19 protein-coding genes are annotated in these 20,686 nt (G+C 33.0%); 7 read left to right on the top strand and 12 right to left on the bottom strand.

Annotated elements, in window-relative coordinates:
• Window positions 1–18: 18 nt before the first annotated feature.
• Window positions 19–2,856: a carboxypeptidase regulatory-like domain-containing protein gene (locus tag QO190_RS01770; RefSeq protein ID WP_371461025.1), complete on the bottom strand. Its 2,838-nt coding sequence runs from the start codon at window positions 2,854–2,856 to the stop codon at window positions 19–21.
• 252 nt (window positions 2,857–3,108) lie between these two features.
• On the opposite strand from QO190_RS01770, the gene QO190_RS01765 reads away from it, so the two are divergent.
• Window positions 3,109–4,314, top strand: coding sequence for an endonuclease (locus QO190_RS01765; RefSeq protein ID WP_371461024.1), 1,206 nt, complete (start codon window positions 3,109–3,111; stop codon window positions 4,312–4,314).
• A 96-nt stretch (window positions 4,315–4,410) separates the two neighbouring features.
• The gene (locus tag QO190_RS01760) at window positions 4,411–4,830 is read left to right on the top strand and encodes a DUF6146 family protein (RefSeq protein WP_371461023.1); all 420 of its coding nucleotides are present in this window, start codon (window positions 4,411–4,413) and stop codon (window positions 4,828–4,830) included.
• A gap of 69 nt (window positions 4,831–4,899) precedes the next feature.
• Here the strand turns inward: QO190_RS01760 and QO190_RS01755 are convergent, their stop codons facing one another.
• Window positions 4,900–5,499, bottom strand: coding sequence for a superoxide dismutase (locus QO190_RS01755; protein WP_069800055.1), 600 nt, complete (start codon window positions 5,497–5,499; stop codon window positions 4,900–4,902).
• 179 nt (window positions 5,500–5,678) lie between these two features.
• Window positions 5,679–7,481: a transcription termination factor Rho gene (gene rho, locus QO190_RS01750; protein WP_371461022.1), complete on the bottom strand. Its 1,803-nt coding sequence runs from the start codon at window positions 7,479–7,481 to the stop codon at window positions 5,679–5,681.
• Between the two features lie 145 nt (window positions 7,482–7,626).
• Between rho and QO190_RS01745 the strand changes: the two genes are divergently transcribed.
• Both QO190_RS01745 and QO190_RS01740 read left to right on the top strand, forming a co-directional pair.
• Window positions 7,627–8,016, top strand: coding sequence for a DUF4293 domain-containing protein (locus tag QO190_RS01745; RefSeq protein ID WP_371461021.1), 390 nt, complete (start codon window positions 7,627–7,629; stop codon window positions 8,014–8,016).
• 136 nt (window positions 8,017–8,152) lie between these two features.
• On the top strand, window positions 8,153–9,985 hold the full coding sequence (locus tag QO190_RS01740; RefSeq protein WP_371461020.1) for an ABC transporter ATP-binding protein: 1,833 nt from the start codon (window positions 8,153–8,155) through the stop codon (window positions 9,983–9,985).
• Between the two features lie 170 nt (window positions 9,986–10,155).
• Here QO190_RS01740 and QO190_RS01735 read toward each other — a convergent pair whose 3' ends face one another.
• The 5 genes from QO190_RS01735 to rsfS form a co-directional block, all read right to left on the bottom strand.
• The gene (locus QO190_RS01735) at window positions 10,156–10,809 is read right to left on the bottom strand and encodes a phosphatidylserine decarboxylase family protein (protein ID WP_371461019.1); all 654 of its coding nucleotides are present in this window, start codon (window positions 10,807–10,809) and stop codon (window positions 10,156–10,158) included.
• Window positions 10,810–10,834: 25 nt separating this feature from the next.
• Window positions 10,835–11,707, bottom strand: a complete 873-nt coding sequence (locus tag QO190_RS01730) for a phosphatidate cytidylyltransferase (protein ID WP_371461018.1) — start codon at window positions 11,705–11,707, stop codon at window positions 10,835–10,837.
• Window positions 11,708–11,733: 26 nt separating this feature from the next.
• Window positions 11,734–12,315: an LUD domain-containing protein gene (locus QO190_RS01725; RefSeq protein WP_371461016.1), complete on the bottom strand. Its 582-nt coding sequence runs from the start codon at window positions 12,313–12,315 to the stop codon at window positions 11,734–11,736.
• A 134-nt stretch (window positions 12,316–12,449) separates the two neighbouring features.
• Entirely contained in the window at window positions 12,450–14,429 is a 1,980-nt protein-coding gene (ftsH, locus tag QO190_RS01720; RefSeq protein WP_371461067.1) for an ATP-dependent zinc metalloprotease FtsH, read from the bottom strand.
• 67 nt (window positions 14,430–14,496) lie between these two features.
• Window positions 14,497–14,859, bottom strand: a complete 363-nt coding sequence (gene rsfS, locus QO190_RS01715; RefSeq protein ID WP_069800040.1) for a ribosome silencing factor — start codon at window positions 14,857–14,859, stop codon at window positions 14,497–14,499.
• A gap of 79 nt (window positions 14,860–14,938) precedes the next feature.
• Here rsfS and QO190_RS01710 point away from each other — a divergent pair, with 79 nt between their 5' ends.
• Window positions 14,939–15,649: a biotin--[acetyl-CoA-carboxylase] ligase gene (locus tag QO190_RS01710; protein ID WP_371461014.1), complete on the top strand. Its 711-nt coding sequence runs from the start codon at window positions 14,939–14,941 to the stop codon at window positions 15,647–15,649.
• Here QO190_RS01710 and QO190_RS01705 read toward each other — a convergent pair.
• The 4 genes from QO190_RS01705 to QO190_RS01690 all read right to left on the bottom strand — a co-directional run bounded on the left by QO190_RS01705 (window position 15,643) and on the right by QO190_RS01690 (window position 19,054).
• A complete protein-coding gene (locus QO190_RS01705; RefSeq protein ID WP_371461012.1) occupies window positions 15,643–16,740 on the bottom strand; it encodes an LptF/LptG family permease in 1,098 nt (365 codons plus the stop codon). The two genes, QO190_RS01710 and QO190_RS01705, sit on opposite strands and share 7 nt — an antisense overlap.
• Before the next feature lie 69 nt (window positions 16,741–16,809).
• Window positions 16,810–17,943, bottom strand: coding sequence for a tRNA guanosine(34) transglycosylase Tgt (tgt, locus tag QO190_RS01700; RefSeq protein ID WP_371461010.1), 1,134 nt, complete (start codon window positions 17,941–17,943; stop codon window positions 16,810–16,812).
• A 26-nt stretch (window positions 17,944–17,969) separates the two neighbouring features.
• Window positions 17,970–18,341, bottom strand: a complete 372-nt coding sequence (locus tag QO190_RS01695) for a DUF4296 domain-containing protein (RefSeq protein WP_371461009.1) — start codon at window positions 18,339–18,341, stop codon at window positions 17,970–17,972.
• Entirely contained in the window at window positions 18,338–19,054 is a 717-nt protein-coding gene (locus tag QO190_RS01690) for a polyprenol monophosphomannose synthase (RefSeq protein WP_104793148.1), read from the bottom strand. Before QO190_RS01690 ends, QO190_RS01695 begins: the two co-directional genes overlap by 4 nt.
• 113 nt (window positions 19,055–19,167) lie before the next feature.
• Between QO190_RS01690 and QO190_RS01685 the strand changes: the two genes are divergently transcribed.
• Window positions 19,168–19,812 carry a DUF4271 domain-containing protein gene (locus QO190_RS01685; protein WP_371461007.1) on the top strand — a complete coding sequence of 215 codons (645 nt, stop codon included), beginning with the start codon at window positions 19,168–19,170 and terminating at the stop codon, window positions 19,810–19,812.
• Between the two features lie 21 nt (window positions 19,813–19,833).
• Window positions 19,834–20,577 carry a uroporphyrinogen-III synthase gene (locus QO190_RS01680; protein ID WP_371461005.1) on the top strand — a complete coding sequence of 248 codons (744 nt, stop codon included), beginning with the start codon at window positions 19,834–19,836 and terminating at the stop codon, window positions 20,575–20,577.
• The last annotated feature ends 109 nt before the right edge of the window (window positions 20,578–20,686 follow it).

Genomic DNA, 20,686 nt, shown 5'->3' with positions numbered 1-20,686 from the left:
GTTTTAATATTAATGAAATTAAAATCTTAAATAAACATTAGCAAAGAAAGTAGTTCCTCTGTCATACCATAATTTCGGACCAAATAATGAAACTGGCGAAATTACATTATCTACATATGATTCTGTGAAGTTAGATTTTCTACCTTGTTCAAAACCACCTGTTACATAATCTCTATTGTTTAGGATATTGTTTACACTTAAACTAGCTCCTACTCTATATTTACCAAATAAGAAAGACTTACCAATATTTGCATTAAGCATGAATTGGTCATCAAATTTCTTTTGTTTGTTTAATGCATCTACATCACTCTGAGTTACTACTTGTCCTGTAACTGGGTGAATGTAATTATCACCAGTAGTAGGATCTGTGTAGAAGTTTGGAGTTCTGTTTAATGCAGAGAAATCTAAATATTGATCCATTAAATAATTTGCAGACATACCAAACCACCAATATTTAGGTGAGTTATATCTGAAGCTTAATGAAGCTGCTTTTTGCGGAGTTCCAGCAATTTTATAACCTTTAAGTTTTGCTGTTCCAATTTCGTCATAACCATTAGGATATAAATCTGAATCAATTGAAACATACGCAGTAGGATTATTGCTAATAGTATAATCACCGTAGCTTACTACTAAAACTGATGTTAAAGTAGGGGTAATTTTTACATCTGCAGCAAATTCTGCTCCCATATATTTTTTATCAATTCCTGATAAAATTTCTGCCACGAAAGCATCTTGTGCAGTTGCATCTGTACCTAACTGAATACCTTCTGCAAAATATCTAGAAATTTCTGTAGAATTTTTGATTGAGGTATAGTAACCCGTTAATCTTAATTTAAGAACTTGACCTCTTGTAATGTAACTGAAATCAGAAGAAGTGATTTCTTGGTTTTGCAAGTTTGGAGTTACAAAATCGTTTACTCTTGGGTTAATGAAAATCTCGTTCAATGTAGGTGCTAATGTGAAATAAGCTCCGTTTGCCACTAAGAAATTTCTACCATTAATTTTATAAGTAAGTTTACCTTTTACCCCATAGTCTTGAGAATCGTAAACATCACTTTTTCCTTTAGAATTATTTAGATAAAAATGATTTCTAAAATATCCTTCTCTAAATGACTCTGAATATGAAGAGAAACCAGATAATACCACATTCCATCTTTTTAAATCTAATTCTGTAGAAATATTTAATGCTGCTACATCTCTATTAAGAAGATAAGAATATTGTGTTCTATCGCCTTCGTAAACCCTAGTGCTTGCTCCATCTACATTAAACGGCTTATCACCACCGAATGCATCTAGATTATTAGCATACGCTGCACCTAACAAATCTTTAATTCTTCTAAAGTTATCTGATCTTAGATTTTGGTAGTTAAAGTTAACATTTAATTTCCAATTGTCTTTTAATCTGGTGTCAAAGTGAGAAACAAAATTAATGGTTTTATCTCTATTTACATCTTCTACCATGGTGTAAACAGCTCCTCTTTCAAGGTTGTTTCTGTTTGCTTCATATAAAAAGTCCCAGTCAATTTGTTGTCCTGCTTTATTTTGTCTCCAATCATAGATTCCTTTAGCATAAAGTGGTAAATATGCATTAAATTCTGCTGCTGTTATATTATATCCACCATCACTAGTATCATAAGTTGTTGGAGCAAAAATGTAGCTTGGCAATTTTCTATAATAAGTTGGATTTGGATCCGCACCGTGGAACCAATCTAATCTACTTCTAGCATCTTCGCCTTGTTGATAAGAGAAAGTAGAATTTAAATTAGATGATTTTCCGATTTTCCAATAGTGCGCCATTTGGAAAACTGGTTCGAAAACGTTTCTAATTCTAGAATTTCTTTTCTCTCCATCTTGCCATCCCCAATAAGAGTTGTAGTTTTTACCAGCTAAATCATATACTTCTTGTGTATTTGGACTGTTAGAACCTCTGTAAGTTGGTGAACCAAATGCTGTAAAGTTAAGAGCATGTCTTTCTCCTAATCTTTTTTCTACTGATAAGAAATAAGCGTATGCATCTTGATAAGTTCCTTCTATCACTCCTTCTTCTGCCCATCTTCTACTTGCAGAGAAAGAATAAGCCCATCCTTTTTTATTAAGTCCACTGTTATAAGTAGCCATCGCTCTGTGGAAATAACTTCTATTAGTAAAAGAATATGCTAATGAAGTTCCTTTTCTATAAGAAGAAGCTCTAGTATTGTAATATGTTACACCACCTAAGTTACCAAACGTGAATTCTGAAGGAGTAAGATTTTCTACATTTTCTTGGGGATATCTTGTCATATCATTAAGCCCTCCCCAGTTACTGAAATCTACTCTACCGTCATCATTTTTAGACATAGAAACACCGTTGAATAAAATATCTTCAAAACGGTTATCTACACCTCTTGGTCTAAACCAATATGCTCCTAGTTCAAATGCCGCTACATTAGCAAAAGCATCTCTACCTGAGCTTAACAAACCTACTGTAGGTTGAGTACTACCATTGTCAGAATCTTGAGTGTCAGAATCATCAATGGTAATAACTCCTAAATCTGCCATATCTAGCGAAGGAGCAAGAGAAATAGAACCTAAATCTTTTTTCTTCTCATTTGCATAAACATCAAATTCAATAATTTTGTGTTCAAAGCCCGGCTTCGAAATTGTAATGGAATAATGTCCCGGTTTCATATCCACCAATTGGAAGTAGCCAATTTTATCAGCCGTAACATCATTGTCTGAATCTCTCAAATCAACTTCAGCATTCTCTACTGGTTTGCCTTGTGCATCTTTTAGATAGGCATAAACTGTAGTTTGCGCTTGTAGTGCTGAGAAAGAAAGTATCCCAAATATTGAGATAATTGATAATTTCTTAATCATAACTTATTTTATTTTTTTCCTTCTTTACAATAGTGAACTATTGAACCTACAAATTTATGTGAAATTTCCTTTACTTTAACTTTTTTTAATCTTTTTTTCACAAAAATCAAACCTAATAATTGTCATATTTTTTTTAATAATGTTTAATATCATGCTAATCTGGCATTTTTTTGGATATATATTTGCAAATAATTATATGCGTTATTCGAACTAAATGATTTAAATTTGTAACCCACTTTTTAATTTTATAAAATGAGAAAATATTTTAGCCTTATTGCAATAGCGATTTTCTTTATAGGATTTGCTCAAAAACCACAAGTTCAGGTTAAAAGAGCTACTATTGCTTTCCTAAATGTAGAAAACCTTTGGGACACCATTCCATCTGCTGATTACATTGATGGAACCTTACCAATTAATAATCCTGCTTTCCATAGAAGCGTACCTATTGATTCTCTTAAATTTTTACCTGTAACAGAAGAATATAAAGGACAATGGAGTGACGAATTACTTATCGGAAAAAAAGTAATCAGATACCAGAACTTAGCAGATGATTTTACTCCAAAAAGTGCTAAAAACTATAATTCTAAAGTTTACCAAACTAAACTTGCGAATGAGTCAAAAGTAATCTCTGAACTAGGATACCAATACACCAAAACTTTACCCGCAATTGTAGGTTTAATAGAAGTAGAAAACAGACAAGTTGTTCAGGACTTAATTAAACAACCTGCGCTTAACAAAGTAGAATGGGGAATTGTACATTACAATTCTTATGACGCGAGAGGAATAGATGTTGCCATAATTTACCAAAAGAAAAGATTTACTGTAACAGATTCTTACAAAAAAGAAGTGGTAAATTATAATGACGAAGGAAAAAGAAGCTACACCAGAGATGTGATGGTGGTAAAAGGTTTATTAGATGGAGAAAAAGTAGCGGTTTTCATGAATCACTGGCCAAGTAGAAGTGGTGGCGAAGCTGCATCTGCACCAAGAAGAAATGCCGCTGCTGCAGTTTTAAAAGCAGAAATGGATAAAATAAGAGCCGAAGAACCAGATAGACTTCTTTTTGCAATGGGCGACTTTAATGATGACCCTGTAAATGTGAGTTTAACAAAACATTTAGGAGCTGTAGGTGACAAAAAAGAATTATCAGAAGAAAGACCTTACTATAATTTAATGTATAAAATGTTCAAAAGCGGTGTAGCATCATTAGGTTACAGAGACGCTCCGAACTTATTTGACCAAATTATCGTATCTAAAAACGCTTTATCTGATACACTTCAAAAAAATTACAGTGTTTATAAAGCTGAAGTATACGCTCCGTCTTATTTGATTACTCCAGATGGACAATACAAAGGTTATCCTTACCGTTCTTGGGCTGGAGATACTTTTACAGGAGGTTACAGTGACCACTTCCCTTCTTTAGTAGTTTTACAAAAAGAATTTACACCAGCTCAATAAGCTGTAAATAAATAAAAATTAGACCGCTTCAATTCTTTTGGAGCGGTTTTTTTGTTTTTTATCATTAACTTTACTTTAAAATAAAACCACCTCATCATGAAAAAATTAATTCTAATTATTGCTACAATATTTTTAATTATCAGTTGTAGTAGCCCACAAAATATTGCTAAAGACGCCAATAACCAGACTGCAATGAAGCCAGAGAAAAATGATGATGGAGAATGGGATTTAGACGTAATTGATACTCAATATGATTATTTCTTAAACGCCATTGCAAAACCAATGAGCTTTTACTCCGAAGAATATTTGAAATCTAGAAACACTTTCCTTGTAAACGAATGGAACAGTTATTACTATTCTGGAAGATATAGAAACATCATAGAATCTTCTATTTACTATGACCCAAATGAAAAATATGGCTTAAAATTCGAGTATAAACTTTACCAGGTTTTCGCTTATGTACAATGGAAATACGGTCTAAAACTACAAGGTTTAAGCATGACAGAAGTAAGATAATTTCTAAAATGTAGAAAACAAAAAAGGTTCAGAATTACTCTGAACCTTTTTTATTGAAATTAAAAGTGATTATAATTTATTATAATTTTCTTCTACTTTATCCCAGTTGATTACTTCAAAAAATGCTGAAACATAATCTGGTCTTCTGTTTTGGTAATGCAAGTAATAAGCATGTTCCCAAACGTCTAAACCTAGAATTGCAGGATTTCCGCAACCCACTCCTGGCATTAAAGTATTATCTTGATTAGCCGAAGAACAAACTTCTAAGCTACCATCTTCTTTTTTACATAACCAAGCCCAACCAGAACCGAATCTCGTTTTAGCAGCAGTAGAAAAATCTTCTTTGAATTTTTCAAAACCACCATAAGCTTCAATTGCAGCTTTTACATTTCCTACAGGCTCTTTGCTTCCTCCTGGAGTAAGAATTTCCCAGAAAAGAGTGTGATTAAAGTGACCACCACCATTATTTCTAATTGCAGGAACATCTGAAGCTGTTTTACAGATTTCTTCTATTGTTTTTCCTTCGTGCTCTGTACCTTTTATAGCATTGTTTAGGTTATCTACGTAAGCTTGATGATGTTTTGTATGGTGAATTTCCATAGTTCTTGCATCAATTACTGGTTCAAGAGCATCATAAGCATAATTTAATTTTGGTAATTCGAATGACATAATGTTTATGTTTTTAAATTTCTCCAAAGATAAAAATTCTCATCATACTTTCATTTATAATTTTTTTTAAAAATTTTATACTTAACATAGATGAAACCAAATATTACCTTCCTCACAAAAAAAGAACACGCAAAATGCGTGTTCTTACTTTTTTAACTAAATCTTATATTGAAAGTTTTTTATTTATTCATAGACATTAAGAACTCTTCGTTATTTCTAGTGGTTTGCATTTGTTTTTGTACAAATTCCATTGCTTCTAGAGGATTCATATCTGCTAAATATTTTCTAAGAATCCACATTCTTTGTTGCGTAACATCATCATGCAACAAGTCGTCTCTTCTGGTAGAAGAAGCAACTAAATCTACAGCTGGGAAAATACGCTTGTTAGAAATTTTTCTATCCAACTGGAGTTCCATGTTACCCGTTCCTTTAAATTCTTCGAAGATTACTTCGTCCATCTTAGAACCTGTATCAATAAGTGCAGTCGCAATAATGGTAAGTGAACCGCCGTTTTCTATTTTTCTAGCAGCCCCGAAAAATCTCTTTGGTTTATGCATAGCATTTGCATCTACCCCACCAGAAAGCACTTTTCCTGAAGCTGGCGTTACAGTATTGTAAGCTCTTGCCAATCTGGTGATAGAATCTAATAAAATCACCACATCATGACCGCATTCTACCATTCTTTGCGCTTTTGCCAAAACCAAATTCGCTACTTTCACGTGTTTTTCTGCAGATTCATCAAATGTAGAAGCTATTACTTCTGCATTTACACTGCGCTCCATATCTGTAACTTCTTCTGGTCTTTCGTCAATCAAAAGAATCATCATGTACGCTTCTGGATGGTTCGCCGAAATAGAATTCGCAATCTCTTTCAATAGCATGGTTTTACCCGTTTTTGGCTGAGCAACAATCATGGCACGTTGTCCTTTACCAATCGGAGCAAAAAGGTCTACAATTCTAGTAGAAATCGTAGCATTTTTCCCTGCTAAATTAAATTTTTCTTGTGGAAAAAGCGGCGTTAAATATTCAAACGCTACTCTATCTTTTATAAAGTCTAAATCTCTACCATTTACTTCTAAAGCTCTCTGTAAAGAAAAATATTTTTCGCCTTCTTTAGGCAATCTTACAATTCCTTTTACCGAGTCACCCGTTTTAAGTCCATAATTTCTGATTTGTTGTGTAGAAACAAATACATCATCTGGTGAAGAAATGTAAGAAAAGTCTGCTGAACGAAGGAAACCGTAGTTGTCTGGTAAAATTTCTAAAACACCTTCTACTGTTACAATATTGTCAAAGTTAAAATCTTTTTTAGGTGGATTTTCTTCGGTGTTTTCTTGGTTTCCGTGAGATTGATTTTGATTTTGGTTATTTTGAGCACCGTTTCCGTTTTGATTACGGTTTTTATTTTTTTGTTGATTTTGCTGATTCTGTTGGTGCTGTTTTTGCTTTTGCTGATTCTGTTGCTTCTGCTGATTTTGATGAGAAGCAGCTTGTGGAATTTCTGGCTCCGCTTCTTCGGTTTTTGCTACTACTGCAGTTTCTGTAGTTTCTGCAGCAACTTCTGGCTCTGTAGCTTTTTCTTCTGTTTTAGGAGCAATTCTTTTTCTTTGCTTTTTAGAAGAAGTATTTGCTTCCGCAGGTTTTTCTGCTACTTCTACTTTCGGTTCTGTTACTTCTTCAGGTTTCGCTTCCGGAGTAGTTTCTTCGAAGAGTTCTGCAGGTTTTTCTACGGTTTTAGTCGCTACTTTCTTTTTTGCAGGAGCTTTCGCTTTAGGTTTTGGAGATTCTTGTTTTTCTTCCATAGTATTTTCGGTAGCGTTAAAATATTCCTTTGTTACTTTCGGATTAGAAGCTTGGAAATCTAAAACAGCAAAGACGATGGTTTCTTCAGTACTATTTCTAGGAATTTTAACGCCTAAATCTTTTGAGATTTTGGTCAGTTCCGATAAGGACTTAGACCTTAACGTTTCAATATTAAACATAAAATATGTGAAAAAGTTGTAATAATATAAGTAATTGTAAGTAAGAAAGTTGAATCAGGCGATTCTTCTTTTTTGCTGAACTTGTTACTTGCAAATCTACACTTTTTTTGACAAATACAAAAAAATAAATTATTTTTGCACTGAAATGATACAGAGAATACAAACTATATTTTTACTGATTGTAGTATTGGCGCAAGTTGCACTGCATTTTACAGGGTTAGATGTAGCGCTTTTTGGCAGTGTTTATGTTATTGCTACCCTAAGTTTAGTATCATTTTTATTGGCTTTATTATCTATTTTCAGTTACAAAAAGAGAATGAGACAGATTCTGTTGAATAATATCAACATTTTCATAAACGCTTTGTTGACTGGTTTATTGATGTATTGGCTACTAAATTTATCTGGAGGAATAGATTTTCCTGAGAAAGGTATTGAGTTAGCATTCCCTCTGATTTCTTTGTTTGGTTTGTTTATGGCAAACATCAATATCAAGAAAGATGAGAAACTCGTAAAATCTGTAGACAGAATTCGATAAATCTTACCAACGATTTATTTTGAGTGAAAACAGTTTCGGAAACGAAGCTGTTTTTTTTTATTTCAACCCTCAAATTCTTTCATTTTCAAATTTTCAAATTAAAAAAGTGTAATTTTGCACTTTATTTTAAATATAAATGAGTCCACTAAAAAGAATACTTGCTTTTGCAAAACCTCATCAGAAATATCTTTTTTTAAGTATATTTTTCAATCTTTTATATTCCGTTTTTCAGATTTTTTCCGTTTTGGTCATGCTTCCTGTGCTACAAATGATTTTCAATGTAGACCAAGAAAAAATTACCAAACCTGTTTACAGCGGAAAGTTTTCAGAATATTTTTCTTACATCAAAACTTCTGCTTTTTACAACATCCAAGAAAGCATCACAGAATATGGCGCCATAAAAGTTTTGGCAGCACTGTGTATTATCACCGCAACTTCATTCTTGTTTAGAAATATTTCTAGATATTTTGGTTCATTCATGCTGGTGAACTACAGAGTAGGTATTACCAAAGATTTAAGAAGCAAAGTTTATCAAAAATTTCTAAAATTACCGGTTTCTTTCTTCACAGAACAGAGAAAAGGTGACATGATGAGTAGAATTTCAAACGACATCGGGAGTATCGAAAATTCTATTATGGGAAGTTTGGTAGACGTAATTAATGCGCCTTTTATGATTACAGCTTCTCTAATTACGCTATTTGCGTTATCACCAAGTCTAACCTTGTTCTCTCTATTGGTTTTCCCTGTAATGGGCGGAATCATTTCTTGGGTAGGAAAAAGTCTGAAAAGAAAGTCTAAAAAAGCACAAGAAGAACTCGGGAATCTTTTTTCTATCGTAGATGAAACCTTGAAATCATCAAAAATCATTAAAATTTTCAACGCTGATATCATTTTAAACGCTCGTTTTGAAAAAACCACACAAAACTGGAAAAATCATGCAATTGCCATGAGCCGAAGAAGAGAATTGGCATCTCCAAGTTCAGAATTTCTAGGTTCGGTAACCATTTTGTTAATCACTTGGTTTGCAGGAATTCAAATTCTAGAAAAACAAACCATGGATGCGGTAACTTTCATAGGATTCATCGCTATCTTTTTCCAAATTCTAGAACCTGCCAAAAGATTATCTGCCGCTATTTCTAACATGCAAGGAGGAATTCCCGCAGTGCAAAGAGTTCTGGAAGTTTTAGATTACGATTTAAAGGTAGAAGAAATTGCCAATCCTATTTCTATCAAAAACCTCAATCATCAAATAGAATTCAAAAATATTTCTTTCTATTACGACAAAGACAATCAAATTCTTAAAAATTTCAATTTAACTATTCCGAGAGGAAAAACAGTGGCTTTGGTAGGACAATCAGGAAGCGGAAAAACCACGATTGCGAATCTTTTAGCTAGATTTTATGATGTAACAGATGGTGAAATTTTAATCGACGGCACCAATATTAAAGACTTAAATTTAACCGAATACCGTAAACTTCTGGGAATGGTTACTCAAGAATCGGTATTGTTTAATGACAGTGTTTACAACAACATTTGGATGGGAAAAACCGAAGCATCGGAAGAAGAGGTGATTCAAGCTGCAAAAATTGCCAATGCTCATCAATTCATAGAAAACTTACCAGAAAAATACCAAACCAATATTGGCGATGACGGGAACAAGCTTTCTGGTGGACAAAAACAAAGGATTTCCATTGCAAGAGCAGTGCTTAAAAATCCGCCAATTATGATTCTAGACGAAGCAACTTCTGCACTCGATACAGAATCTGAACGTTTGGTTCAAGACGCGCTAGATCACATGATGGAAAACCGAACTTCTATCGTAATTGCACACAGACTTTCGACGATTCAAAAAGCAGATCACATTGTAGTAATGGAACGCGGAAACATCGTAGAACAAGGCACTCATGACGAATTGATTACCAATAATAATGTTTATAAAAAGCTAGTAGAATTACAGAATTTTGGGTAGGGTTTTTACCACGCAAAGGCGCAAAGAATTTCACAAAGAGCGCAAAGTTTTTTAAAAAAATTCTGATATTCAATATGAAAAAAGGTAAAGATTTTAGAATCTTTACCTTTTTTATTTTAAAAATATTGGCGTGTTTTGCGTTTCAAAACTTAGCGCTCTTTGCGTGAAATTTACTCTTTCATCTTCGCAATTACATCTACTCCGCCTTTGGTTTTATCCCCAATTTTGCAAGTAATTTCTGTATCTAACGGTAAGAAAACATCCATTCTAGAACCGAATTTAATGAATCCAAATTCGTGACCAGCCTTAGATGTATCACCTTCATTACAATAGAAAACAATTCTACGTGCTACATAACCAGCAATCTGGCGAAAAACCACTTTATGATTGGTTAAACTTTCTACAGCTACAGTAGTTCTTTCGTTTTCGGTAGAAGATTTTTCGTGCCAAGCTACTAGATATTTTCCTGGGTGATATTTTTTATAAATTACTTTCCCAGAAACTGGATATCTACAAATGTGAACATTCAGCGGAGACATAAAAATAGAAACCTGAATGGCTTTTTCCTTTAAAAACTCATCTTCGAAAACTTCTTTTATCATCACCACTTTTCCGTCTACTGGCGCAATTACGTTTTCTTTATGGTCTACAATATCTCTATTGGGAACTCTGAAGAACCAAAAAACCAATCCATATAAAATTAATAACGGAATAAGGATAATTAATGACCAAATTTCTAGAAAATATACTGCTAAAAAACCGAATACAGCTACTGCAATGGTAGCAACTAAAATGGTTCCTTTACTTTCTTTATGTAGTTTCATTTTTATGAGTTAATAAGTTATGTTTTTAGAATATGTTTTCTAGAATAAAGTACAAATATACAACAGGCGCTGCGATTATAAAACTGTCTAATCTATCAAGCACGCCTCCATGTCCTGGAATGATATTCCCGCTGTCTTTTACGCCGAATGTTCTTTTCAGTTGGCTTTCTACCAAATCACCAAGTGGAGCAAAAATAGAGACCAATAATCCCACTACAATCCAATTTCCACGTAAATCTGGGAATTTTTGCTCGATGAAATATCCTAAAATTAAGGTAAAGAAAACGCCTCCCGCAAAACCTTCCCAAGTTTTTTTCGGTGAAATTTTCGGAGCCATTTTATGTTTTCCGAACATTCTTCCCGTGAAATAAGCAAATGAATCACTGCTCCATATCAAAACAAAAAGAAGAAAAACTTCCCAAGTGAAAGCATTATCGTTTAAGAAATATTTTGGTAAACCTAATGCAAAACCAAATGGTAAAACCGTATAAATAACGATGAAAATGAGCTTCCCTTCGTCTTGATATAATTCTTGAGGAAATTTAAATAAGGTAATCGCAGCAATTAGGATTAATGAAAGTGCTAAAATTTCGGATAAATCAAAGGTGTAATAAAATCCAAAACCGAAGAATCTTGTCGTAAATTTATAATAAACCAATGCAACTAAAGGCAAAACCAACCATTGATATAAGTTTCCTTGGAATTTCATAATTCTCACGCCTTCATAAGTTCCTACAACTAAGAAAAATGTGATTAATCCATAAAAAAGTTGATGAGGTTTTACTAAATCTGGCGAAATTTTATTGATGAGTATTGCTCCGTATTCTGTAGTGCACAGAAAAGTAAGTAATCCGTAGATTAGACCAGAGCCAACTCGCTGAATGAGATTTTTATCCAATTTGTGAAATTTAAAAATAGAAAGAATTAGTCTTCGAGTAAAATTAAGAAAAGTTTAGTTTGATCTTGAGTAGGAGCATCTAACTTAGATTGGCTTCCACTGATGGAAGTAAGATTTCTTACGTTCCCTCTTCTCTTAATTTTCATCATGGCTTCATTTAAATCTCTTACAATCTGTGAAACAGTCGCCATAATGATGATTTTACCTGGTAATCTTGAAGAGTGATAATGCAAAATATTATTGTAAGAAAGCATAACTCTTCCGTCATAAGCGATTAAAAATTCGCAAGTAATAAAAGCGGCATCATTATTAATATCTAGATTTTTGGTGAAATTGGTTTTGGTAACGTTTAAAAAGTTCTGCAAGTCATCATCACAACAAAAAACATTCTTAATCCCCTCAATTTTAACAATCTGATTAAGAACTTGTAATGCTTCTGCTTCGTCTCCACAATAGTTAAAAAAACCACCTGAAGCCGTAAATAATTGCGCAAATTTATAATCAAGATCAGCATTTCTTAGTTGATCTGCCAATTTTGTAACATTGGGATCATCTTGCTGCTCGTCTTGATTAAGAATTTTACTTACAATTTTCTTAAATAAACTCAATTTTCTTCAGATTTTTAAACTTTGCCAACAACAAAAATATAAAATAATTTAGAAACTAGCTATATATCAAAGGTATAAATAAAAAAGTTCCTAATAAAAATATTAGGAACTTCTATATTAATGAATGTAAATTCTTAATTTTGAGACTCTTGCGGCTCTTCACTAGAAGTGTTTTCTTGAGTATTTTCTACTACCGCTTCAGTAACTGGACGCTCTGTTAATTCAGGATCCCAAGCTCTTTTGCCAAAAATCTCTTCTAAGTCTTCTCTGAAGATGACTTCTTTTTCTAAAAGCTTTTGAGCAAGAGCATCTAACTTATCTCTATTCTCATGAAGAATAGTTACCGCTCTTTTATACTGATTTTCGATGATATCTTTAATCTCTACATCTATTTTCTTAGCCGTTTCTTCTGAATAAGGTTTCCCGAAACTGTATTCTGACTGACCAGAACTGTCATAGTAAGAAATATTACCGATGTTTTCGCTCAAACCATAAATCGTTACCATTGCTTGAGCTTGTTTTGTAACTCTTTCTAAATCCGAAAGCGCACCAGTAGAAATATTTCCAAACGCTACTTCTTCTGCAGCTCTACCTCCCAAAGTAGCACACATCTCGTCTAACATTTGTTCTGTAGTAGTTAATGAGCGTTCTTCTGGTAAATACCAAGCTGCACCTAAACTTCTTCCTCTTGGAACAATTGTTACTTTTAACAAAGGCGCTGCGTGTTCTACCAACCAAGAAATTGTAGCATGTCCCGCTTCGTGGAAAGCCACTCTTTTCTTTTCTGATGGCTTAATCGCTTTATTTTTCTTTTCTAAACCACCGATAATTCTGTCTACAGCATCTAAGAAATCTTGCTTTGTAACAAATTCATGATTGTTTCTTGCTGCAATAAGCGCTGCTTCGTTACAAACATTCGCAATATCTGCACCCGAAAATCCTGGAGTTTGTTTTGCCAAGAAATCTCTATCAATATCTGGAGCTAATTTAATTTTAGCCAAATGCACATCAAAAATCTCTCTTCTTTCGTGCATTTCTGGTAAATCTACATAGATAGAACGGTCGAAACGTCCTGCTCTCATCAAGGCTTTATCTAAAATATCAGCTCTGTTGGTTGCCGCCATTACAATAACGTTGGTATCTGTTCCGAAACCATCCATTTCTGTAAGCAATTGGTTCAGCGTATTTTCTCTCTCGTCATTTCCACCTTGTAATCCGCCTCTTCCTCTAGCTCTACCAATCGCATCAATCTCGTCAATGAAAATAATAGCTGGAGATTTTGCTTTGGCTTGAGCAAACAAATCTCTTACTCTAGAAGCACCAACTCCCACAAACATTTCTACGAAATCTGAACCAGAAAGTGAAAAGAAAGGAACTTTTGCTTCACCAGCTACAGCTTTTGCCAATAAGGTTTTACCTGTTCCTGGAGGACCTACTAAAAGAACACCTTTCGGGATTTTACCTCCTAATTTTGTGTATTTTTCAGAATTTTTCAAGAAATCTACTACTTCTTGCACTTCTTCTTTAGCGCCTTCTAGACCGGCAACATCTTTAAACGTAACTTGAACTTTTTCATTTTCGTCAAAAAGTTTAGCTCTAGATTTCCCGATGCTAAAAATTTGTCCACCAGGTCCGCCTCCGCTTCCCATTTTTCTGAAAAGGAAGTAATAAATAACGGCCATGATTCCAAACCAAATTAAAGCTTGGATTAAAATATCTTGAAAAGGAGAACCTGCGGTTTTAAAATCATATTGAGTTTTAACTTGAGGATTTTCTTTTTTCAAATTGTCAAATTTCTCTTGGAAGTATTGTAAATTTCCGTAATTGAAATCAAAATCTGGTTTTTGCTCTTGCATTGCTGGCAAAAGATTCTGAGTGTCTTTTTTTGCATTTTTCACCATTGCAGCTCTTGCTTCTTTGGTAAGAAACACATCTGCTCTTGGTGTATCTGTATATACCACTACTTTTTCTACTTTGTTTTCTTTCAACAAAGCGAAAAATCCGTTCTCATTTATAGACTGAGGTGGATCAAGATTGAGCAACGGATAAATGGTGATGGCTAATACTGCAAAAACCACCAGATAAAACCAGTTGAAACTACTTTTTTCTTTCATCTTATAATCATTAAAATCCTGATAGAAATTCATAAAATTTCATCAGGATATTATTTTTAGGTTAATATTAATTTTCTACGGTGATTACTTTGGCATCTCCCCAAAGTTCTTCTATATCGTAATATTCTCTGATATGTTTTTGGAAAACGTGAACGACTACTGAAATATAATCTACTAAAACCCACATTGCGTTTTCGCTTCCTTCTACATGCCAAGGTCTGTCTTGGAGTTCGTTACGTACTTTTTTTTCTACATTTCCAGCGATAGAAGATACTTGTGTATTAGAATTACCACTACAAATCACGAAATAATCTGCCACAGAATTTTCTATTTTAGTAAGGTCTAGTATTTTAATGTCTTCACCTTTTGTGTCTTGTATTGCATCAACAATTTTAGCGATTAATGCTTCTTTTTCTGTATTTTTACTCATTCAAAAATATATGTTTAATTGCAAATTTATTGTTTTTTATTCAGTTTTTGGTGATTAAGGTTACTTAAAGTTTTGTTAAATGAACAGTCTAATTTACTTCAATAATTGTGCTTCTACGCAAGATGAGCTTATAGATTTTCTCAATCAGCATTATCTTTCTGAAGATTTTTTAGCGGTTTATACCTTTAACCAAACCAAAGGAAGAGGACAGTACGGAAATTCTTGGGAAAATTTACCCGAGGAAAACCTCGCCTATTCATTTGCTCTAAAAACCAAAAACATAAATGTTTCTGATACTTGCTTCAATTTCTATACCGCAATTCTTGTGAGAGATTTTATTGCCAATTTGACAAAAACAGAGGTTAAAATCAAATGGCCTAATGATTTGATTATCAAAAACAAAAAAATATGCGGAATGCTTTTCGAGAAGAATAAAAATTATTATGTGGTAGGAATTGGCATTAATATTCTTCAAGAAAATTTTAAAAATCTGCCAAAAGCAGGTTCTATTTTAAGCCAAACCGGACTGTCTTTTGAGCTGAAAGCCTTTACAGAAAGCCTTCATCAATATTTATTTGAGCATTTGGTTCAAAAAGAAATTCCCAATGATGTTTTAGAATTGTATCATCTACATCTTTATCGCAAAAATGAAGTTTCTGTTTTTGAAAAAAATGAGGTGCGACAAAATGGCATAATTCAAAACGTAGACGAAAATGGTTATATTTGGATTGACTTAGAAAATGAAGGTTTACAAAAATTCTTCCACAAAGAAATAGAATTGCTCTATTGATTCGCTCTCTTCATGTAAAGGTAAAATGCCAATGCTCCGAAAACAATATTCGGCAACCACATCGCCAAAAGTGGCGGAATAGAATTATTACCAGATGCTACAATTTTGAGCACTTCAAATGAGAATACAAAAACGAATGCCAATGAAATTCCGATGGCTAAATTCATTCCCAGACCTCCTCTTTTTTTCTGCGAAGAAAGCGAAAGCGCTAAAAAGGTTAGAATAATAATAGAAACTGGCATCGCAGTTCGCTGATGTAGTTCATTGAGATAAGCATTGATATTGCTATTTCCTTTTTCCTTCTCTCTTTCGATGAAATTAATTAAATCTGGGGTGGTTTTATTTTGACCCAATAATTCATTTGGGAATAATTCTTCGGGAGAATGTTTAAAATCTTGTGTTTTGGAATCACCATTCGTCAAGATTTCGTGGTCGTTTTTATCAATTCTTTTTTCTAAATAATTACTGATAACGAAGTTTTTCTTTTTCTCGTCCCAGTAAATTTCCATAGCATTAATTTGATAAAGCAGTTTTTTATTTTTATCAAATTTCTGATACAGGTAACCAGAACCTCGGTTCATTTGGCGGTTATAACTATTGATAAAAATATATTCCTGAGGATTTAATTGAGTAGAAATCTGTGCATTTGCCGTAAATTTTTCACGATTCGTGGTGTTCATGGTGTAGATTTCTAATTTATTTTTCTTGATATTAGACCAAGGCAAAATAAAATGGTTTACTGCAAGAATTGCCGTGGCAATAATGAGCGCAGCAATAAGATACGGTTTCGCAAAACGGTGAAAACTCGCACCACTACTTATGTAGGCTACAATTTCTGTATTGTTTGCAATTCTAGAAGTAAAATAAATTACCGAAATGAAAACTAAGATTGAAAAGAATGTAATCAGATAATACACCATCAAAAATGGGTAGAAATTTATCAAAAAATAGCCTACTGTAAAACCATTACTCTCAATTCTGGGAGATTTTGCTTGTACATCTATTACCACAATGATCACAGAAAGCAACACCAGCATGAAAGCAAGAGTTCCTAAGTATTTTTTAAGGATGTATCTATCTAAAATTTTCATTAATCTGTAAAATCGATGATTTGCAAAAATGCTAAATCGTTTTTAAAAACACTTGAAAGTTAATTATTTTTAAAGTCTTTGTTTCAACTGTGGAATGATTTGCTCTTTCCACTCATAGAAGTCTCCAGCAATAATATGCTCTCTAGCAACTTTTACCAAATCTAAATAAAATGCTAAATTATGAATAGAAGCAATTTGTTTGGCTAAATATTCTTTGGCTACAAATAAATGACGAACATATGCTTTAGAATAATCTCTATCTACATAACTGGTCCCGAATTCATCTAATGGAGAAAAATCTTTTTCCCATTTTTTATTTTTCATATTCATTACGCCTTGCCAAGTGAAAAGCATCGCGTTTCTAGCATTTCTGGTAGGCATTACACAATCCATCATATCAATTCCCAGACCAATGCTTTCGATAATGTTCCAAGGTGTACCTACTCCCATTAAATATCTTGGTTTATCTTTTGGCAAAATATCAGTTACTTCATCAGTAATTCTGTACATTTCCTCTTCTGGTTCACCAACCGAAAGTCCACCAATCGCATTTCCATCTGCTCCAGCTGCTGAAATTACTTCTGCTGAAATTTTTCTCAAGTCAGAATATGTAGAACCTTGAACAATTGGGAAAAGATGCTGTTTATGACCGTAAATTTCTTGATTTTCATTGGTCCAATCAATACATCTTTTTAACCAACGATGCGTAAGTTCCATTGAAAGTTTTGCCTGATTGTATTCGCAAGGATAAGGTGTACATTCATCAAAAGCCATGAAAATATCTGCTCCAATCTGACGCTGGATTTCCATAGATTTTTCTGGAGAAATGAAATGATAACTTCCATCAATATGCGACTTGAATTTCACGCCTTCTTCTGTCATTTTTCTGCTCGAAGAAAGTGAAAAAACCTGATAACCACCAGAATCTGTAAGAATGGGTTTTTCCCAATTCATAAATTGATGCAAACCACCTGCTTCTTGCATGATTTCCATGCCTGGTCTTAAGTAAAGATGATAGGTATTGCCTAATATAATTTGTGCTTTTATGTCTTCTCTCAGTTCATGCTGATGAACTGTTTTTACAGAAGCTACGGTTCCTACTGGCATAAAAATAGGAGTAAGAATTTCGCCGTGGTCTGTAGTTATTTTTCCGGCTCTTGCTTTACCGGAAGTGTTTTTTTCAACTTCAAAAAATTTCTGCATTATTGTATAAAAGTAAGTTTGGTACTTTATCTTAAAAATTCTGGGAGATTAGGATTCTCCTTTCTCTTTTTTTCTATGTAATCTTCTAATTTTGGGTCTTTGTCTAAGATAATTTCTTTCGCTTCGGCAAAGATGTCATCCATTTCCTCTGGATTAGAAATATAATATTTATAGCTGTCTCGGTAAGTTTTAGCATCTATTTTATGTTTTTTCAAAACAAATCTGCTTACCAATTCCATATTAGCATCTGGTTTTACCGTATACGTTTGGTCATAAATAGCAAAATCTGCTATTATTTCTGCCATTTCTTGTTTTTCGATAAGATTTTTGGGCTTATCAACAATTTTTTCGCAGGAAAACAGTGAAAATAGTATAAAAAAAACTAGGAGTCTTCTCATATTTTACCGAAGATAGATTTTAATTTCAAATTAATTACTCCAAAAATGGCTTCTTTTATAATTCCGCCACTCATTTTACTTTCTCCTTCTGTTCTATCTGTGAAAATAATAGGAACTTCGTTTATTTTAAAACCTTTTCTGTAGGCTCTGTATTTCATCTCTACTTGGAAACCATACCCTGTCATTTTCACTTGGTCTAGACCGATATTTTCTAAAACTTTTCTTGAAAAACATACAAAACCAGCAGTGGTATCAAAAATAGGAATTCCTAAAACGAATCTCACATATTTAGAAGCGAAATACGACAATAAAACTCTAGACATAGGCCAGTTCACCACATTTACACCTTTACAATATCTAGAACCGATACTCATATCACCTTTTTGTGCGGCATCAAATAATTTTGGCAAATCATTAGGATTGTGCGAAAAATCTGCATCCATCTCGAAGATGTAGTCATAACCATTTTCTAGCGCCCATTTAAAACCATGAATATAAGCTTTGCCTAATCCGTCTTTTACTTTTCTTATGGTAAGATGTAGCAAATGCGGAAATTCATGCTGCATTTTTTTTACGATTTCTGCGGTTCCATCTGGTGATGAATCATCTACAATCAAAACATGAAAATCTTGTTCTAAAGCAAAAACAGCTTTAATAATGTTTTCTATATTTTCTTTTTCGTTGTAGGTTGGGATAATGACTAATTTTTTCATAGAGATAAGAAAATGCAAAGATAATGTTTTTAAGGTTTTAAATAATTATTTAATATAGCCTTATATCAAAATGTATTCCTTAAAATTCTTACTTTTGCAAAAAATCTAATAAATTGATAAGAGTTGTAGAACATCATGACTGGGTTATTTACTGTATTATAGGCATTATTCTGTCTTATATTATCATATTTAAAACCCTGCACAGAGATGTAACCTTGATAGAATTTATTTCACAACCTTATGAAGAATCAAACAATAACACTTTAAGTTGGGTTTTCACTACTATACTTTTTTCGGTAAGTTTTTCGGTGTTATTTTCTCAATTCATTCCGATTGTCCCAAAATTCATTACCCAAAATTTAGTTGTAGCAGGTATTACTTTTAACAAATTTGGTTTTGTTCTGGTTTCACTGCTTCTGTTTCACCTTATTAAAAATATTTTCGTCTATTTATTCTACGGAAGCATTAATCAATTAGAACGATTCGGCAGATATTCTTTTGTAGCGCAGAAATATTTTATGGTGTATTCGTTAGTGATTTTGGTCATAAGTTTCCTCCATTATTACCTGAATTTCAAAACTTCTAATGCCTTTGTTTACTACAGCAGCTTGATTTTCATAGCCTTTACTATCAAAATATTAATCTATCTGTTTCATCCTCAGCAAATTTTGCCTAGACAATGGTATTATAAATTTTTGTATATTTGCACACTCCAAATTCTACCAATATTGGTCCTTTGGAAATTTTGGTTTTTATAAATCGTTTTATAAAGTTTAAGAATGAAAATAAAATCTATTTTGGTTTCTCAGCCTGCTCCACAAGGTGATTCTTCACCATATTTAGAGATGGCTAAAAGTGAAAAAATTAAAATTGATTTCAGACCTTTCATCCATGTTGAAGGTGTAGATGCTAAGGAATTAAGAACTCAAAAAATTGACCTTTCTCACTATACAGGTGTTATTTTTACCAGTAAAAATGCAATAGATCACTATTTCAGATTAGCAGAAGAAATGCGATTCTCTGTTCCTGATAATATGAGATACATTTGCCAATCAGAAGCTATTGCGAATTATCTTCAGAAACACATTATTTACAGAAAAAGAAAAATTTCTTTTGGTGAAAAATCAATGGCAGATTTATTGCCACTTTTCAAAAAACACCATGACGAGAAATACCTTCTTCCATGTTCTGATGTAGTGACAGAAGAAACAACTAAAATCTTAGACCAATCAGGAATTGACTGGACAAAAGCAGTAATGTACAGAACGGTAGCAAGTGATTTATCTGATGTGAAAATTGAAGAATATGACATGTTAGTGTTTTTCTCTCACCAAGGAATCAAATCTCTTTTCCATAATTTCCCAAATTTTGAACAAGGAGATAGAAAAATTGCAGTTTTCGGCAGCACTACACAAAACGCAGCAGAAGAAGCTGGTTTAAAAATAGATGTAATGGCTCCTACTAAAGAAAACCCATCTATGACGATGGCTATAGAAAAATACATCAGAGCCAATAATAAATAAAAATTCTACATTATAGATATTATCAAAATCATCAAAATATTTTTGGTGATTTTTTTCTTTTTTAGAAAACCTATATTTGCAAAAATTTAAAATTTAGAGAAATAAAATT

Origin of the sequence: Cloacibacterium sp. Arc13 (assembly GCF_041431305.1) — a bacterium.
In the GTDB taxonomy this organism is placed as follows: domain Bacteria; phylum Bacteroidota; class Bacteroidia; order Flavobacteriales; family Weeksellaceae; genus Cloacibacterium; species Cloacibacterium caeni_B.
Note: the sequence above shows the minus strand (reverse complement) of the source record. Positions and strands in the feature narration are given on the sequence as shown.

Excerpts from the sequence above, each read along its gene's own strand:
- QO190_RS01695 (WP_371461009.1), bottom strand. The coding sequence starts at position 18,341 with ATGAGAAGACTCCTAGTTTTTTTTATACTATTTTCACTGTTTTCCTGC.
- QO190_RS01705 (WP_371461012.1), bottom strand. The coding sequence starts at position 16,740 with ATGAAAATTTTAGATAGATACATCCTTAAAAAATACTTAGGAACTCTT.
- rsfS (WP_069800040.1), bottom strand. The coding sequence starts at position 14,859 with ATGAGTAAAAATACAGAAAAAGAAGCATTAATCGCTAAAATTGTTGAT.
- QO190_RS01690 (WP_104793148.1), bottom strand. The coding sequence starts at position 19,054 with ATGAAAAAATTAGTCATTATCCCAACCTACAACGAAAAAGAAAATATA.
- QO190_RS01760 (WP_371461023.1), top strand. The coding sequence starts at position 4,411 with ATGAAAAAATTAATTCTAATTATTGCTACAATATTTTTAATTATCAGT.
- QO190_RS01735 (WP_371461019.1), bottom strand. The coding sequence starts at position 10,809 with ATGAAACTACATAAAGAAAGTAAAGGAACCATTTTAGTTGCTACCATT.
- rho (WP_371461022.1), bottom strand. The coding sequence starts at position 7,481 with ATGTTTAATATTGAAACGTTAAGGTCTAAGTCCTTATCGGAACTGACC.
- QO190_RS01745 (WP_371461021.1), top strand. The coding sequence starts at position 7,627 with ATGATACAGAGAATACAAACTATATTTTTACTGATTGTAGTATTGGCG.
- ftsH (WP_371461067.1), bottom strand. The coding sequence starts at position 14,429 with ATGAAAGAAAAAAGTAGTTTCAACTGGTTTTATCTGGTGGTTTTTGCA.
- QO190_RS01770 (WP_371461025.1), bottom strand. The coding sequence starts at position 2,856 with ATGATTAAGAAATTATCAATTATCTCAATATTTGGGATACTTTCTTTC.
- QO190_RS01740 (WP_371461020.1), top strand. The coding sequence starts at position 8,153 with ATGAGTCCACTAAAAAGAATACTTGCTTTTGCAAAACCTCATCAGAAA.
- QO190_RS01680 (WP_371461005.1), top strand. The coding sequence starts at position 19,834 with ATGAAAATAAAATCTATTTTGGTTTCTCAGCCTGCTCCACAAGGTGAT.
- QO190_RS01765 (WP_371461024.1), top strand. The coding sequence starts at position 3,109 with ATGAGAAAATATTTTAGCCTTATTGCAATAGCGATTTTCTTTATAGGA.
- QO190_RS01755 (WP_069800055.1), bottom strand. The coding sequence starts at position 5,499 with ATGTCATTCGAATTACCAAAATTAAATTATGCTTATGATGCTCTTGAA.
- tgt (WP_371461010.1), bottom strand. The coding sequence starts at position 17,943 with ATGCAGAAATTTTTTGAAGTTGAAAAAAACACTTCCGGTAAAGCAAGA.
- QO190_RS01710 (WP_371461014.1), top strand. The coding sequence starts at position 14,939 with ATGAACAGTCTAATTTACTTCAATAATTGTGCTTCTACGCAAGATGAG.